Below are 16,433 nucleotides of genomic sequence, written 5' to 3'. Positions count from 1 at the left end.
TAAAACCTGTAAAACCTGTAAAACCTGTAAAACCTGTAAAACCTGTAAAACCTGTAAAACCTGTAAAACCTGTAAAACCTGTAAAACCCTTTTTCCGCCTGTTTTTTATTAAGCTTAATCATCATGGTTTATTGTGTCTTATATTAAAAAAACATTAATCTCACTCGCTTTTTATCTTTATAAATCAGCCAGTAAATAGTCTGATGATGTAAAGACACGTTTTCGAATAATCACGCTTTTTTCAAGATTTAAATTCTGCAAATTAACCTGTTTTACCCATTTTTTTATGACATTATTTTAATGGTCTGATGCGTAAAATGATGGAAATAAAGTTCTTTAATATTAGACTGTATGAGTAAGACTATTTTACTCGCTGATTCTTTTAACTCTTTGTTAACGACTGATGGATTTCGATTAAATGTAATTAACTGCTCTATTAAAAAATTTTACTGATTGAGTTAAATCTACCTTTTATATAAAAGAGTTAATTTATTTCCCACCTGTAAATAATTATGTAAAATTACTTAAATGTAAAGCAAGCGAAAAATAATATCACCGATAGATATATTAAATATGACAATAAATGAATTTTTTAAAATCACGTTGTACCTTTTAAAAGCGGACATTAATAATGTGCTGGTTTTTTTAACCCTTAATTGAATCATTGCCGATAAAAAGGCGTTTATGATCGCTAAAAAAGGGAAATGAAAGTAAAAATAGAAAGTGAATAATGTTAAAAACATGATGTGCTTGCTCTTTTTTCTGATTTTAAAACCACATTGACAGATAAAAACGGATTTTCTTAACACCTGTTTTATCACCTTGGGATAAAGGTGTGGTTAATCATTATTTCAGTGAGTGAAAATTGCTGTAATCCTCTGTTTTTAAATGGGGTGAAAAATGGCAATCCATATGGTTTAACCTGAGAAAATGGTAGCGGTGGAGTTAATAAAAAGCGCGACACTGAAAGATTAAAGGTATTAAAAACAGTGTTAAATCCCTCTGGTGGTAGCAAAATGCCATTCTCATGTAAACTGCCAGTACAAACTTTCTCGTTTTATTATTGAGGAAAACTCAGCAGTGATAGTTGAGATGTTAAAAGTCAATAATCTTAAATGTGCATGTTCACTGCGTGCACGTTAATCGTAAATAATCACAAATGTAATAATCAATTTAAATACAATAACTAATGTTTTCTACTTGCCTATATTAGTGAAAGTTGATGGAAAATATAAATTTAAAAAAACACCTTTCTTGAGAATTTTTGTTTTTTTATTGAAGAAAAAAAGATATTTAGAATATTGTTCCCCGTAACAATTTAAATATAAATTGTTTTTATTTTATACTGAAAATATTTATATGATTATTTTGTTTATAATATAGGGCTAAATTTATTTGACAGTTTTGTATTTGATGACTATTGTTCTTCCCTGATTTGTAGATGTTATTTCAAATATAATAATATCTTCTGTCATTATTATTTTAAATATAAATGAAATTTTGTGATTTTTTAAGATATTGTTTTTGTTGTAAATTTTTATTTTCACAAATTAATTAATATGGGTGATTGTATTTTATTGATAATAAATTGAAACTATTTCTAATGTAATGGTTAGTTATTGTATATTTGTTTTTAAATTTAGTGCAAATCTGAGAGTGGTTCGTCATTTTAATTGCGGATGAATACAGGGTTATTTTTTACAATTGATGTAAAGCAGTAAAAATATCCTCACTATAAGAGGGTGGTAATTATTTTCCGTCGTTACTGACAAAATATTTAAAATAGATTGGCCACAGGCCATATAGGAGTAAATAAGTGAAATACGACTTTATTGTTGTTGGTTCAGGGGCAATTGCAGGTTCAATCGCTTATGAGCTGGCAAGCAGAAATTTCTCGGTTTGTAGGGTTGGAGAAATTGATCGAACTAATGCCGCCTCCAAAGCCGCCGGTGCAATGAACGGTTGTTTTGGCGAAATTACCAGTGGTTTATTAGCGAGTGAACACGGTAAGTTGAAATTGAATATGGATTGTATCGCCAGAGAGCTTTGGCCGGCTTGGGCGCAACGGTTAGCTGACGCTTCCGGTGATACCCGATCGCTGTTCACTGCTCAGGGTACTCATGTGATACTCAACACTGCCGGGATGGAAGAGATTGACACGATCAATTATGAGGCTATCGAGCAAACCCTGATCGATTATGCGGCTCCTTATGAAACCGTTGATCCGCGTGAAATTGAGTGGTTAAAGCCTAACGATTTAGTGCGTCCGCTGCGTGCTCTGTATATCCCTGATGAACATGCACTGAACTCGCATTTATTGCTGGAAAAGCTGGATGCGGCATTGGTGGCTGAGGGTGGGGTCCTTAAAGCAGAGAATATTAAATGTGTGCTAATTGAAGAGGGTTCGGCCACCGGTGTTGAATTGCTAAGCGGTGAGCGTTTAATGGCGGATAAAGTCGTTGTGGCTGCCGGTGCGCACTCGTTGGATCTGTTATCAAATATACCTGCTATTGTTCGCCAGATTCCGCCAATCTTTGCCGGCTATGGGGTATCCATTCTGGTCAAGATGCCAAAAGGCAGAGAGTTACCGACGTCAGTTATTCGTACTCCTAACCGGGCATTTGCCTGTGGGCTGCATTGTGTACCACGCGGTGATGGTGTGCTGTACCTTGGCGCGACCAATATTCTGGCTGAAAAACCACGCAGTCAGGCATCGATTTCTGATGTGCAGTTCTTGTTGGATTGTGCGTTAGATCAGTTGGATATTAACCTACATGATGCTGAAATCCTTTCAATCCAGGTTGGGAACCGGCCAATCCCGGCTGATGGATTCCCGTTGATTGGTGAATGTGGTGTGAATGGTCTTTGGCTAGCTACCGGTACTTACCGTGATGGCTTACATCAGTCACCATTATTGGCGGATTACATCGCCAATGCTTTGACCGGAGTAGAAAATAGATTCATTAATCTCGATTCCTTCAATCCCGTTCGTCCGCCATTGGTGGGTTTTTCCCGTGAAGTGATGGCTAAAGAAACTACCCAACAAATGTTTGCTACCGGCTATGAATATCGTTGGAATATTAAACCTTATTGGCTGCCATTGCTGAATGAAGGGATGATGCGCAATTATCAGAATTTAATTGAGTCTCTTCATCCGCAGTTCACTCCACCGCCGGAACTGGTCGCCTTCTCTCATATTTATGAATCCATGCGTGAACGGTTACGTAGTTATTATGAGGCATGGTCATGAGTTTTTCGCTGAAAGATCAAGTCGTCATTGATAACGCAAGGAAATTACTGTCAGAGGCAGGGATTTGGGATGTGGAAACTGATCTCGCGAGTCTGATTGACCGTTATCTGGAAAGGCGTTGTAAGGACCGCGCACGAGATGAGTTTATGCTTGCGGTTCATGAACGCTGTAACCGGATACCGCTTGGGCATATTGTCGGCACTGTGGATTTTGATGGATTGCCTCTGACGGTGGGGACAGGGGTATTTATTCCACGCCCCCATAGCCAGGTTATTCATAAATGGCTGGAGAGTGAATATCAAGCGCCTCACGGGGCAGTGGTTCTGGATTTATGTTCCGGTAGCGGCGCCATCGGTTTAGCCATTGCTAAACGTCGCCCGGATTTAGAGGTCACTTGTGTTGAATATGATGATGTGGCTTTTCAATATCTGACGCGCAATATCCATCGGTTGGCGAATTGGGCGATTAAAGCCGATGCATTAAAAGCAGATTTACGGGATTGGCAAGCGTTTTCTCAATTTAACGGATCGGTAGCGTTGATTGTGGCGAATCCACCTTATGTGCCGGAACAGCAGGAAATATTGCCGGAATGGGAGGAGCATCACCCTTATGCGTCGGTGTATTCGGGGGATGATGGGCTTGACTTAACGCGGTTGATTATCAAACAAGCTAAACAGCTATTGCAATCAGAGGGTTGGTTAGTGATTGAACATGGTGAAGGCCAGGAAGAGAGCGTCAGAGCACTATTTTCAGATGCTGGTTTTTCCTTGGTACGAACTATTATTGATGAAGATGTTTCTGACACAACGGGCAGTTCGGTAATCACTGTTGGTTGTAAGCTCATTTGAACTTGGACAGTTGGAATCTAAATAATGAATGTAAAACACAAGCAGGATTGGATGACAATTCGCCGGTCACGGACAACCGGCGCTTTAGCGCAGGCTATCGATGAAGGTTTGACCAGCTTCACTGTGGTGGAGCGTCAAGGCAAGCAAATTACTACAGAGGAAGGAAAAGTTTTTACTGAATTTGTTTCCTGCTCTTATTTGGGATTGGAACATCATCCTGCTTTAATTGAAGCGGCAAATCAGGCAATGTCTCGCACAGGGATACATTTGTCGTCGTCCCGTGGTGCGATGCGGCCCCAATATTTGGGGCAATTAGAGAAACTGTTGGAAGAGATTTATCCGGGTGGCTCTGTCGCTGTGTTTACTTCCACCAGCAATGTTCATCTTGGTGTATTACCGTTATTGGGTAGTGGTTCTTTACCTAGCTATCCCCTTTCCCGGCCTGTACATTGGTTGATGGATAAAACTGCTCACGCATCTATGCAGGTATTACGCGGTATTCTCGAACAGTTCGGACCGGTATCACGGGTTGATAGCGCAAATGCACAGTCAGTACAGCAAGCTTTGCAGAACTGTCAGGAGAATCAGCGGACGCCTATCCTGCTGATTGATGGTATTGGTTCAATGAATGGTTTAATTCCGGTTGCGGAATTAACTCGACAATTGGCTGCTGCTGGGGGCTATGTTTATGTAGATGATGCTCATGGTATTTCCATTATGGGGCGTCATGGCGCCGGTTATGCCTTTGCTGCCCTTGACCATATTTTGCCATCCAACTTCATACTTGCAGGTTCATTATCCAAAGCATTTGGCGGCGCCGGGGGTTTTGTGGTGGTTGCAGGCGTCGATGATGTCGAAGTGATCAGTACCTTAGCGAATCCTCTGGTTTTTGGTCATTCGATCATGGTACCGATGTTGGCGGCTAACGTTGCCTCAGCAAAACTTCATCTTAGCCTTGAGATAGAAATCCGGCAGGAGCAATTATGGAAAAACATCAATATATTTGATTCTCTGATGGGGAACCATTTGATGAATGCCGGTGTTCAATCTCCCGTTCGTGGCGCTTTATTCGAAAATGAAGCAGAAGGGCTTGAAGCGGCTCGTTTGCTGCGTGACAACGGCATCTTATTGTTCCCGGTATTTTATCCACTGGTCCCGGATGGCAATGCGATGTTGCGTTTTGCTTTCTCTAGTGAGCATAAGACTGACGAAATCAAGCATTTAGTCAATACCTTATTTGAAATAAGGGAAAAAGGGCTGAATTGGGTTGAGCCACAGGCTGTGGTTCCACAGGTATAAACGACGCTAGCTTATCAATAAAGAAGATAATTGAAATGAATCAGTGACGAAGATTAAACATATGACTCAATCAATAATAAATAAGCAGGATATATTACAACCTTACAGGGAATCTCTGGATGATATTAATATGCAGATTCTGGCGCTGCTTTCTGAACGTATGAAAGTCTGCATGAAAATCGCCGAGGTAAAGGCGGAACAGGATATTCCGATGATGCAGCCACAACGTATTATCTCGTTATTGGATATGTTGCGGGATAAATCAACAGATTTTGGGTTACGGCCTGAATATACTGAATCAATATTTCAACTGGTTATTGAAGAGACTTGCTGTCGAGAAGAAGAGCTGATTGACCAGTTGTTACAAGAGAAAGTAAAGAATAATGAAAATACTGCTCATTGATAATTATGATTCCTTTACGCAAAACATTGCTCAATATCTGTATGAAGTGACGGGCAGTGTGCCGTCTGTAGTCACCAATTCTTTGACTTATGAAGAGTTAACAATAGACGAATATGATGCGGTAGTCCTTTCGCCAGGGCCGGGACATCCGGCTGAAAGCAGTGATTTTGGGGTCTGTGCTGAGGTTATTGCTCGCGCCAAAGTTCCACTGTTAGGTATTTGTCTCGGTCATCAGGGAATTAGCCTGGCATTTGGCGGCTGTGTGGAACATGCCCCCAATCCGGTACATGGCTATCGCAGCCGCATCAGGAACACTGGAGAAGGATTATTCCTCGGTTTGCCTGAACAGTTTGAAGTGGTCAGATATCACTCGCTGGTATGTACCCGGCTTCCTGACAGTCTAAAATGTACGGCCTGGACTGATGATGGCTTAATCATGGCGATTGAGCACACCGAAAGGCCGATCTGGGGTGTTCAGTTTCATCCTGAATCGATTGATTCTGAATATGGGCATGAGTTACTCAGTAATTTCGTGCGTATCGCGAAAATGTATAAAGAGAATAACAAACAGGAGGTTGCCGCTCGGAATATATTCACTGATGTCAATGAGGCTTATCTTGCGGTAGGTGGAAGACAATATCTCAACTTGAATTATCGTGAATGTAAGGAGATAGTCGATCCTGAATCCTTGTTTATTCAACGTTACGGCAATGATCCACACGCTTTCTGGCTTGATAGTGAAAATTCTGACAGACCCAATGCTCGTTTCTCAATGATGGGAAGTGGTAATGAACAGGGCGCTGTCAGACTTGAATATAGTGTACAGACTGAGAGTTTGCGTTTAACCGGTCCTGATGGCGAGAGAAGTGTTCAAGGCGATTTTTTCTCACTGATGTCTGAGTTGCTTGGTTTTGTGGAAATTTTGACGCCAGAATCGATGCCATTTGTATTTAAAGGCGGCTTTGTCGGTTATTTAGGATATGAATTAAAGGCGCTGACAATTGGCAGCAATAAATACCGTTCAGAACATCCTGATGCCAGCTTAATATTTGCTCCGCATTTTTTTGTATTTGATCATCAACAGAATAAGCTTTATGAGTGTCTTATCTCGCTAATAGGACAGCCACAAAATTGGCCGCCGGAACTTTTAATTACCAATGCGAAAAATACCGGCGAAGTGATACCTGACTTTATTCCTGGTGCGGTTGATCAGAACAAAATTTGTCTGGAATATGGCGCTCAGAAGTATATAGATGTAATCCATAAATCACTTCAATACATCACAGATGGCGAGTCCTACGAAATCTGCCTGACGAATAGGGCCAAGATGGCTTATTCCGGGCATCCATTGGATGCTTATCGGCGTATGCGTTATGCCAGCCCTGTACCTTATGGCGCTTATCTGGCATGTGGGGATTTTTCTGTACTTAGTGCATCACCAGAAACGTTTTTACGTATTGATGAGACCAGAAATATTGAATCCAGACCGATTAAGGGGACTCGGCCGCGAGGAAAAACGGCAGCAGATGATCAGCGTTTGCAGATGGAATTGAGTCAGTCAACTAAGGATAGAGCGGAAAATCTGATGATAGTGGACTTAGTGCGCCATGATCTTAATCAGGTATGTCGCCCAGGCAGTGTGCATGTACCTGAATTATTTAAAGTGGAGAGCTTCTCTTCTGTACATCAATTGGTTTCGACCATACGCGGTGAATTATGCGAAGAAACTTCATCGATGGAAGCTATCCGGGCATGTTTTCCGGGAGGATCAATGACTGGTGCGCCGAAGAAACGTACAATGGAGATTATTGATGTTTTAGAGTCATCGGCTCGTGGAGTTTATTCCGGTGCGCTCGGATGGCTATCTTTCAGTGGTGAAGTGGAATTGAGCATTGTGATACGTACGGCTGTATTACATCAAGAGTGTGCTGAATTCGGCATTGGAGGCGCAATTGTCGCTCACTCCGATCCTTATGGCGAATTTGAAGAGACATTGGTCAAAGCGAGTGTGCCCTATTTCAGTTTTAGTCATATGGCGGAGCAAGTGCGTGAGTAATCATTCTGTGGGTAACCATTGTGTAGGTAACCATTGTGTGAATAGCCATAAAGTGGTCATTCTTGGTGGGCAAGGGGCTATTGGCTCTTTATTGAGTCGCCTTTTTACTCGCTGTGGTCACATGGCTTACAGTGTTGACCAACGAACGCAGGGAATGTGTTCTCATGACTATCATTCTCATGACTATCAGATTGATATCTTGAACCCGGCTGCTGATGCTGGAGAGGTTTTTAGTGGGGCAAAGGCGGTAGTCTTCGCTTTACCGGAAGCTGTTGCCATACAAGGGTTGCCTTGGGTGTTGTCTGCTATTGATGATGATGTACAGATCGTGTCAACTTGTTCAGTTCAGGCCCCTTTCCATTCTGCGTTAAGAGCTGCCGCCCTAGGGCAGCCTTTCATTGGTGTTAATCCGATGTTCTCACCATCTTTGCCGGAACAAAAAAGGCCGGTTGCGGTCACTCTCGATAACTGTCATGTTAGTGAACATTGGATTGAGAGGGTATTGACGCGGGCTGATATGCGTATCAGTAGGATGACGCCGGAGGAACATGATCGGGTTATGGCGCTTTGTCAGGCTTTGCCTCATGCCGCGATCCTGATTTTTGGCCTGGTACTGGCGAAAAGTCCGTTAGATATTGGTACCTTGGCAACTATCGCGCCACCGCCTATGCGTACAATGCTGGCGTTATTATCAAGGATCTTACGTAATCCAATAGAAGTGTACTGGGACGTTCAATATGAAAACCCGATGGCTGCCGAACCGCGTCAAGCGTTGCTGCATGCCATACAACAGTTAAATTCGATAGTACAGGCTGGCGATCAAACTGAATTTGGCAATAACCTCAGAGATATTGCGCGACAACTGGGGGAACAGCTCGATATCAGTGCTGCTGATTGCCAGCATATTTTTTCAACGCTTAAATGATATAGGAAAGGAGTTGAGGGGATGTCGTTAAATAGAGTTGCTGAGGCTAACGGGCGGGCAGGACTCAGAAATTGGCTGGGATTACTGATATTGATGTTGCCAGTATTATTGGTGACTGTGGACAATACGATCTTAAGCTTTGCTTTACCAAAAATTGCGGAAGCTCTGGGGCCTAGTGCAAGTCAGCAATTATGGATAATTGATGCTTATTCATTGGTATTGGCTGGTTTATTGGTATCAATGGGGAGTATTGGCGATCGTGTAGGCCATCGTTCATTACTGTTATTTGGATCGTTGGGATTCACGGTTATTTCGGTGTTCACAGCACTGTCAACTTCACCTGAACAATTGATTATCGGGCGAGCCGTACTTGGATTTTTTGGTGCGATGCTGATGCCTTCTACTTTGGCTTTAATAAGCGTTCTTTTTGAGGATCGTGAGCAGCGTCGATTGGCTGTTGCTATTTGGGCGACAACATTAACTATTGGTTCAGCTTTAGGTCCTGTAGTGGGTGGCGTTCTATTACAATTCTTCGATTGGAGTGCAATTTTCCTATTGGCGGTACCGGTATTAGTACCATTGCTGATTTTCGGACCGATGTTATTGCCTGAGTCCGATAAGAAACAGGATGGCGTTATCGATGTGTATAGCGTTCTGCTATCGATCATCGCTATGGGGGGGATTGTTTATGCGATTAAACACCTTGCCAGTGATGGGTTTGAAATAAGTGTCATATTTGAACTATCGGTTGGTCTTATTGCCGGCGTGCTATTTGTTCGCCGACAGCGGCACCTGCCTGTGCCGTTGATGGATCTTTCCCTATTCCGTAATGGCATGTTTACCGGTTCGATTATTGTTAACTTACTGAGTTTGGCATTACTGGTTGGTTTTGTCTTTTTTGCCACCCAGGTCTTGCAAATCGTACTTGGTATGGAGCCGATTTTAGCTAGCTTGGCACTGGTTCCTGGACAAATAATGGCGATTGTTATGGGGATGGCGATAGTGCCCATTGCTCAACGGGTGCCAGCGCATTATCTGGTGCCAATTTTGCTGAGTATTTCAGGTATTTCATTTCTTCTGGTCGCGAGTATTGGCAGTGATTTAGTCACTTTGATCGTTGCTTTTGCATTATTGGATATTAGTGTGGGAGCCATTGCTTCGGTATCTAACGATTTGGTGCTTTCGTCAGTGCCCTCCTCTAAAGCAGGGGCGGCATCATCAATAAGCGAAACAGCTTATGAAGTGGGGGTTGTACTTGGTACGACGATTCTGGGGGGATTGGTCACGGCCTTCTATCGTATAACATTACAATTGCCGAATGAGGTCTCTCAGGAACAGGCAGGATTGGCTTTAGAGACTTTAGCTGGAGCTTACGTTGTAGCAAACTCATTAGCTGAATCAGAGGGGCGGAAACTGATGACAGCGGCGGCGGAATCATTCACCAGCGCTATTCATATGATGAGCTGGTTGACAGCGGCATTGACTGCGGGGGTGGTATTGCTTGCCTGGCGTTTGCTGAAAGCGCCGCGGAAAGAACAGGTGCTTGAGTACTAATTTGAGTAATAATAGTTTTACGTGCAGCCATTAGAAATGGCTGCACTATTGTTTTGAGCGGCTATGTTTTGAGTGGTTACCCGCAATTATTAAATATCCCGAAAATAACATTTCATCCCACAGTATTATTTATATTTATATTTATATTTATATAAATAGAATGAATAATAAAATTTTATTATATTTATTTGGAATTTCTGTTATTGAATTAATTAAATTAATGGTTAATTATACCCTATGGGTTTCAAGATGCATCGCGACTATCACTACCGAATTCTCACCGATGATAAAATAGGTGAAAAATTTAATCACGAAAAGGTAGTGATATATCACAGAAATACTCTCTCTAATTAATGAAAAAAGTGGGGGATTACATTAATATTTTAGGTTGTGTAGTTTAAATATTGCATCCAATCACTTTCTGTAAAGTGAATAAATATTTACCTAATTAATCCTCATCGTAATTATTTTTCTGGCATATCCGCTATCGAAGTGCCTATATCTTTTGCCAGGAAAAATTGATGTTTTCGCTATGGCTAATCTGGTCATTAGCCGAAAGCAAGATTTTGACTATTAACAGTTTAGTGACATTACTGGTAAGTAGAGACTTTGTAACTTGGCTAAATAGACAACGGATATATGAAGTTATCCTAAATGTATAAACTTAAATTCAGAGGAATTCTCATGGATAAAATAAGAACGTTTTCTGAGGCTTTAGCAGTATTACATCAACGTCACCATCTGTTTGGTATAGAACGACAACCAAAGCAACTTAAGACCTCCGACGTTGATGGGCCGGTGGTATTTTCTAACGATCTGGAAACGGCCACTGTGCCCCCTGCATTTTTTACGGTGCAAACGATACAAGAGCTGAAGGCGCTCGGTGGTGTGTCAGATAGTCAGTATGGCTCTGGAAAAATGGAACCCCATCATCCGTTACCTAAACCGTTTTCCGCTGAACGGCTGGCAGACGCCTCTGGTAATCATATTGATTTATGCAAAGCCTTTCGTGCCTATATCTATGGCGATTCTACTTTGGTCAAAGATTATGAAGAAATCCTTAATGCTAAGCGTTTTCCGATGAAAATTGCGTTCTTCGGTGGTGAAGAACTCACGATAACCGAAGGTAATCCATTGATTATTGAAGATAAAGATTGCCACGGTGAACCTGTTGTCTTGGTGTACGACCAGATAACCATTGAGCCAGGAGGTGAAATTATTTACTGCACTAATGGTACGGTTAAAGCTAGCACTATTGCAGGTCATGGAAGCGCTCAGAAGCCGAACCTTATCAATAAAAGCAGTAATGGAATTGATGGTTTTGATGGTGAGTCAGGGCATGATGGGCTTAACGGCAGAGATGGTGTTGCTGGTATAGAGAAGGCATACGGCTGCGCTGTTGAATCCACAGCCGGTACTGATGCGATTGACGGCTCTTCCGGAGGCGCGGGGATGGGGGGAGGAAGTGGTGGAAATGCAAATGACATCGTTATTGATGTTCAACTTCTTACTGGGTCAATAAATGTGGTATCGGTAGGCGGCAATGGTGGAAAGGGCGGCAGTGGAGGAAATGGCGGTAATGGAGGGATGGGGGGCAATGGAGGTAATAAGGTAGGCGAATGTAGCGCAGGGAGTGGGGGTAATGGGGGTAATGGCGGAGATGGAGGGCATGCGGGCAATGGAGGGAAAGGTGGAGATAGTGGTAACGTATATATTCATTTGTCCGAAGGTCAGCCGGTAATTAATACTCGGTCATATGGAGGAAATGGCGGTAATGGAGGGAAAGGCGGGAAAGGGGGAGAAGGCGGGAAAGGAGGAGCTGGCGATAGCAGTCAACCAGGAGTATCTGGTCAAGATGGTGTTGATGGAAAATCAGGAGGGGTAGGTGTAGCTGGCAAGATATATGTTAATGGTAATGTGCAGGGTTATCCTTAGTGGCGCAATAATCAGGCTGGTTTAAACGACTATAATTGAGCTGACGATTTGGCGTCGATGAGTAAATGTAAAAGTGATTAATCGAAGTAAGGAATATCAATGTGAATCGGCTGCGGTTCTGATGGCTCATGAAATTGGAAGCTGTGCTCGGCAGAGCCGGGGAACCGCCATCATGTTAAATTGCCGATTTGCCTATGTTGAATGACAAGATGTGCAGCTATCGCTAATAGCTGCACTATCATGATAATTATTGCTTCGGTTCTATTATCTGATTCAATTATTTTGATTTGCTGATTATTTTACTAAGGTTATTTTATTGAATTTTTTGTCGGTCACTTAAGCAGTTATTTGTAAAGTGAGCTTATCTAAAAATTGAGGTTTATTCGTAGAAAAATCCTCTTTTTGTAAAAAACTATTTTCTGACTTTTATTTAAATAATATTCATAATTTCATTGTTTGATATTATTTGTGAGTTTTTATCCTTGTTGTGATTTTTGGAAAATACAATCATGTTTATTGTTTTTATTTGTATTTTCTAATAATACCTCATGAGATAAGTATAAAATTGAAATTTTTAATTAGCATCTATTAAAAGGTAGTGATATATCACAGAAATATTTTCCATAATTAATGGAAAAAATGGGGATTTACATTAATATTTTAAATTGTGTGATTTAAATGTTATATCCAATCACTTTATATAACGGGTATAAATGCTTACCTAATTAATTCTCATAGTAATTATTTTTCTGGCATACCCGTTGTTGAAATTTTATATCCTTTGCCAGAAAAAAATCGATGTTTTCGCTATGACTAATCTGGTGATTAGTTAAAGGCAAAACTTTGACTATTTAGTCATTCAGTACCACGAACGGTAGTAATAACAGCATATATTCTGGAGATTGACCAAATGGATAATGGATATATGAAGCTATCTTAAACAACATATAAATTCAGGAGAATTACCGTGGATAAAAGAAGAACTGTTGCTGAAACTTTGGCGGTATTACGTCAGGATTATAATCTGATTGGTGTAGAACGGCAGCCAAAGCAACTTAAGACCTCGGATTTTGACGGCAAGGTAATATTCTCTAGCGATCCGGAGGCCGCTACTGTGCCGCCTGCGTTTTTTACGGTACAAACCATACAGGAATTGAAGGCTCTCGGGGGTATTCCTGACAGTGAGTACGGTCCTGGCGGAATGGAGCGCCATCATCCGTTGCCTGAATCGTTTTCTGCGGAACGACTAGCAAATGACACGGGTTATCATATCGATTTGTGCAAAGCTTTTAGGGCCTATATCTATGGTGATTCTGCTTTGGTTAAAGATTATGAAAAAATTCTTAATGCTAAGCGTTTTCCGATGAAGGTTGCGTTATACAGTGGCGAAAGGATCACTGTTACCGCAAATGCGCCATTGATTGTTGAAGATAAAGATGATTATGGCGAACCCGTTGTCTTGGTATATGACCAGATAATCATTGAACCGGGAGGTCAAATTATTTACCGCACTAATGGTAAGGTCGAAGCTAACGCTGTTGTAGGGAATGAGAATAGCAATGATAAAAAGCAGAGCATTATCAGTAAAGGCTCTGATGGATCTGATGGTTTTGAGGGCGAACAGGGAAGTAATGGGGTTAATGGCAGCAATGGAAATATTGGTTCAGATGATAAACACGGCTGCTCTGTTAAATCCACACCAGGTACTGATGCGACTGGCGGTTCTTCGGGAGCGCAAGGGATGGATGGCAGAAAGGCTGGAAATGCAAATGACGTAATTATTGATGTTGAACTTTTTACTGGAGTAGTCAATGCGGCATCGATAGGTGGAAATGGAGGAAATGGTGGATATGGCGGTAATGGAGGGAATGGAGGAAATGGTGGGTATGGTGGATATGCCACAAGCAAATGTAGTGCTGGGTATGGAGGAAGAGGAGGGGATGGCGGAAATGGAGGGGATGGGGGCAATGGGGGTAAAGGTGGGGACAGCGGTAATATATATGTGAATTTCACCCAGGGGCAGCCAGTAATTAATGCTCTGTCATATAGAGGGGATGGCGGAAGAGCAGGGGTAGGAGGTAGGGGAGGAATAGGCGGAGCCGGTGGGTCAGGCGGTTCCGGTAATAGTGATTCAAATAGTAATGGTCATCCCGGCGTATCTGGTGAAGCTGGTACTGATGGAAAACCCGGCGATGCAGGTACTTCTGGCAAGGTATATGTTAATGGTAATGCACAGAAGCATGGTGATGATCGGGCTTTAGACTGGTTAGGCTATAAATAAGGGGAATGGGTTCATATTTTCCGTATCGTTTGTGGCAAGGTTTACTCTCGACAACGAAGATGTGTTCATAAATAACTCTTTTTTTATCATTATAGATCATGTTTACGGTAAATTTCGTGATGGAGTTGTACATCTAATAATTGTTCGCCACAGGTCAGTTGTTTGTATTTCATAATGCATTTCCTTTTAGGTGGAAAGATGCCGAAGTATAGCGACTGGCCGTCCTTCTGAAAAATTGCACTTGTTAGTCGAATCCGCTATAGGGTTTTAATTAATTATAGGTATTTTTGAATAAGGTATAGAAGATGTGTTAATTCTCCTGAAATTATTTATTCAGTTGTTGAGTGTCTATTATAATGAATAAAGTAATCACGCAAGAAGATAAGATTGAAAATAAACATTGTGAATAACGATAGGTGATAAATTACCTTTGCCTATAAATTTTTACTCTAAATGGAGATAAATATATCATTGAATGATTGATGCTTTGGATTTAAAGGGATCATGTGAGAATAAAATATTGCAGAGAGTTATATAACGTAAAGATGATTCTAAAACTACACATTTATACTTAGGAGATTTTTTATGAATAAAGTAAAAGTTGTTGCTGAAACTTTGGCTGAATTGCGTGAACATTATCGTCTGACGGGTATAGAGCGGCAACCAAAGCAATTGAAGACTGCGGATTTTAATGGACTGGTCATATTTTCCGATGATCCGAAAATAGCCACTGTTCCACCCGCATTTTTTACCGTACAAACTATACAAGAATTAAAAAGGTTGGGAGGTGTGCCTGATAGTGATTATGGCTCTGGGGGAATGGAGCCGCATCATCCACTGCCTGAACCTTATTCAGCTGAACGGTTGGCGAATGTCACCGGTAATCATGCCGATTTATGTAAAGCCTTCCGTGCTTATATCTATGGTGATTCTGCTTTGGTCAAAGATTATGAAGATATTCTCAATGCCAAGCGTTTCCCGCTGAAAGTTGCGTTATATGGCGGTGATAGCATGATTGTTTCTGCGGATAAGCCATTGATCGTTCAAAGTCAAGATAATCACGGTGAACCTATTGTATTAGCTTATGAGCAGATAATTGTTGAACCTGGTGGACAAATTATTTATCGCACCAGCGGGGCTGTTCAAGCGAATACCATGACAATGGTTAGTTCTTTAGATTCATATAATGATTCGTTCGATATTATTAATCAAGGAACTAATGGAACTAGTGGAAGTAATGGCGGGAATGGGGGAGATGGGAAGGATGGTAATAATGGTAATGCTGGACAGGATAATAAAAACTCCTGTGCAAGAGCAGCTACCGCAGGTACTGACGGCTCTAACGGTATAGATGGCGGGTCTGGAAGCAATGGTGAAAATGGGGGCAATGCAGAAGATATTAGTCTTAAAGTTGGTTACGTTACCGGCATAGTGAACCTAGCGTCGATAGGGGGAAATGGTGGCGATGGTGGTAACGGTGGTAATGGCGGTAGTGGGGGAAATGGCGGTAATGGTGGTAGCTCCACCAATTATTGCGGTGCCGGAAGGGGGGGAAATGGAGGGCGTGGAGGAGATGGTGGATATGGTGGAAATGGGAGTAAAGGAGGAAACGGGGGGAATATCTATTTTAAATATAATAGCGGTACTCCAACCATTGATGCTAAGTCCGTAGGAGGCTCTGGCGGCGCCAGAGGTTATGGGGGCTATAGAGGGAACGGCGGTAATGGTGGTAGTGGTTCTTCCTATGGTAGCGTGGGTTCAAGTGGTGTATCCGGTAAAGATGGAGTTGTTGGCACAGCCGGCACTAAGGGCTATGTTTATATTAATGGCAAAGAACAGTTATAACACCAAATACTTTTATTGAAGCGTTAGGGAATAGATA

The 16,433-nt window shown here is 41.8% G+C and carries 10 protein-coding genes; all 10 read left to right on the top strand.

The features are described from left to right. Positions 1-1,816 precede the first annotated feature (1,816 nt). On the top strand, positions 1,817-3,250 hold the full coding sequence (locus tag Phpb_RS02985; protein ID WP_065389110.1) for an NAD(P)/FAD-dependent oxidoreductase: 1,434 nt from the start codon (positions 1,817-1,819) through the stop codon (positions 3,248-3,250). Continuing rightward, positions 3,247-4,098 carry a HemK/PrmC family methyltransferase gene (locus tag Phpb_RS02980; protein ID WP_065389109.1) on the top strand — a complete coding sequence of 284 codons (852 nt, stop codon included), beginning with the start codon at positions 3,247-3,249 and terminating at the stop codon, positions 4,096-4,098. Before Phpb_RS02985 ends, Phpb_RS02980 begins: the two co-directional genes overlap by 4 nt. 24 nt (positions 4,099-4,122) lie before the next feature. Continuing rightward, positions 4,123-5,397: an 8-amino-7-oxononanoate synthase family protein gene (locus tag Phpb_RS02975; RefSeq protein ID WP_065389108.1), complete on the top strand. Its 1,275-nt coding sequence runs from the start codon at positions 4,123-4,125 to the stop codon at positions 5,395-5,397. Between the two features lie 61 nt (positions 5,398-5,458). Next, on the top strand, positions 5,459-5,800 hold the full coding sequence (locus tag Phpb_RS02970; RefSeq protein ID WP_240492390.1) for a chorismate mutase: 342 nt from the start codon (positions 5,459-5,461) through the stop codon (positions 5,798-5,800). Further along, positions 5,781-7,856: an aminodeoxychorismate synthase component I gene (gene pabB / locus Phpb_RS02965; RefSeq protein ID WP_065389106.1), complete on the top strand. Its 2,076-nt coding sequence runs from the start codon at positions 5,781-5,783 to the stop codon at positions 7,854-7,856. The genes Phpb_RS02970 and pabB overlap by 20 nt, the downstream gene beginning before the upstream one ends. Next, positions 7,849-8,781 (top strand): prephenate dehydrogenase dimerization domain-containing protein, encoded by a 933-nt coding sequence (locus Phpb_RS02960; protein ID WP_240492389.1) that lies wholly within the window; start codon positions 7,849-7,851, stop codon positions 8,779-8,781. The genes pabB and Phpb_RS02960 overlap by 8 nt, the downstream gene beginning before the upstream one ends. A gap of 21 nt (positions 8,782-8,802) precedes the next feature. Further along, on the top strand, positions 8,803-10,335 hold the full coding sequence (locus Phpb_RS02955) for an MFS transporter (RefSeq protein ID WP_065389105.1): 1,533 nt from the start codon (positions 8,803-8,805) through the stop codon (positions 10,333-10,335). Between the two features lie 684 nt (positions 10,336-11,019). Further along, on the top strand, positions 11,020-12,270 hold the full coding sequence (locus tag Phpb_RS02950; RefSeq protein ID WP_065389104.1) for a hypothetical protein: 1,251 nt from the start codon (positions 11,020-11,022) through the stop codon (positions 12,268-12,270). A 967-nt stretch (positions 12,271-13,237) separates the two neighbouring features. Continuing rightward, on the top strand, positions 13,238-14,551 hold the full coding sequence (locus Phpb_RS02945; protein ID WP_065389103.1) for a hypothetical protein: 1,314 nt from the start codon (positions 13,238-13,240) through the stop codon (positions 14,549-14,551). A gap of 585 nt (positions 14,552-15,136) precedes the next feature. After that, complete coding sequence (locus Phpb_RS24745; protein WP_065389102.1) at positions 15,137-16,396, top strand: hypothetical protein; 1,260 nt, start codon at positions 15,137-15,139, stop codon at positions 16,394-16,396. Positions 16,397-16,433 lie beyond the last annotated feature (37 nt).

The sequence above is a fragment of the Photorhabdus namnaonensis genome, from assembly GCF_001684335.1.
In the GTDB taxonomy this organism is placed as follows: Bacteria; Pseudomonadota; Gammaproteobacteria; order Enterobacterales; family Enterobacteriaceae; genus Photorhabdus; species Photorhabdus namnaonensis.
Note: the sequence above shows the minus strand (reverse complement) of the source record. Positions and strands in the feature narration are given on the sequence as shown.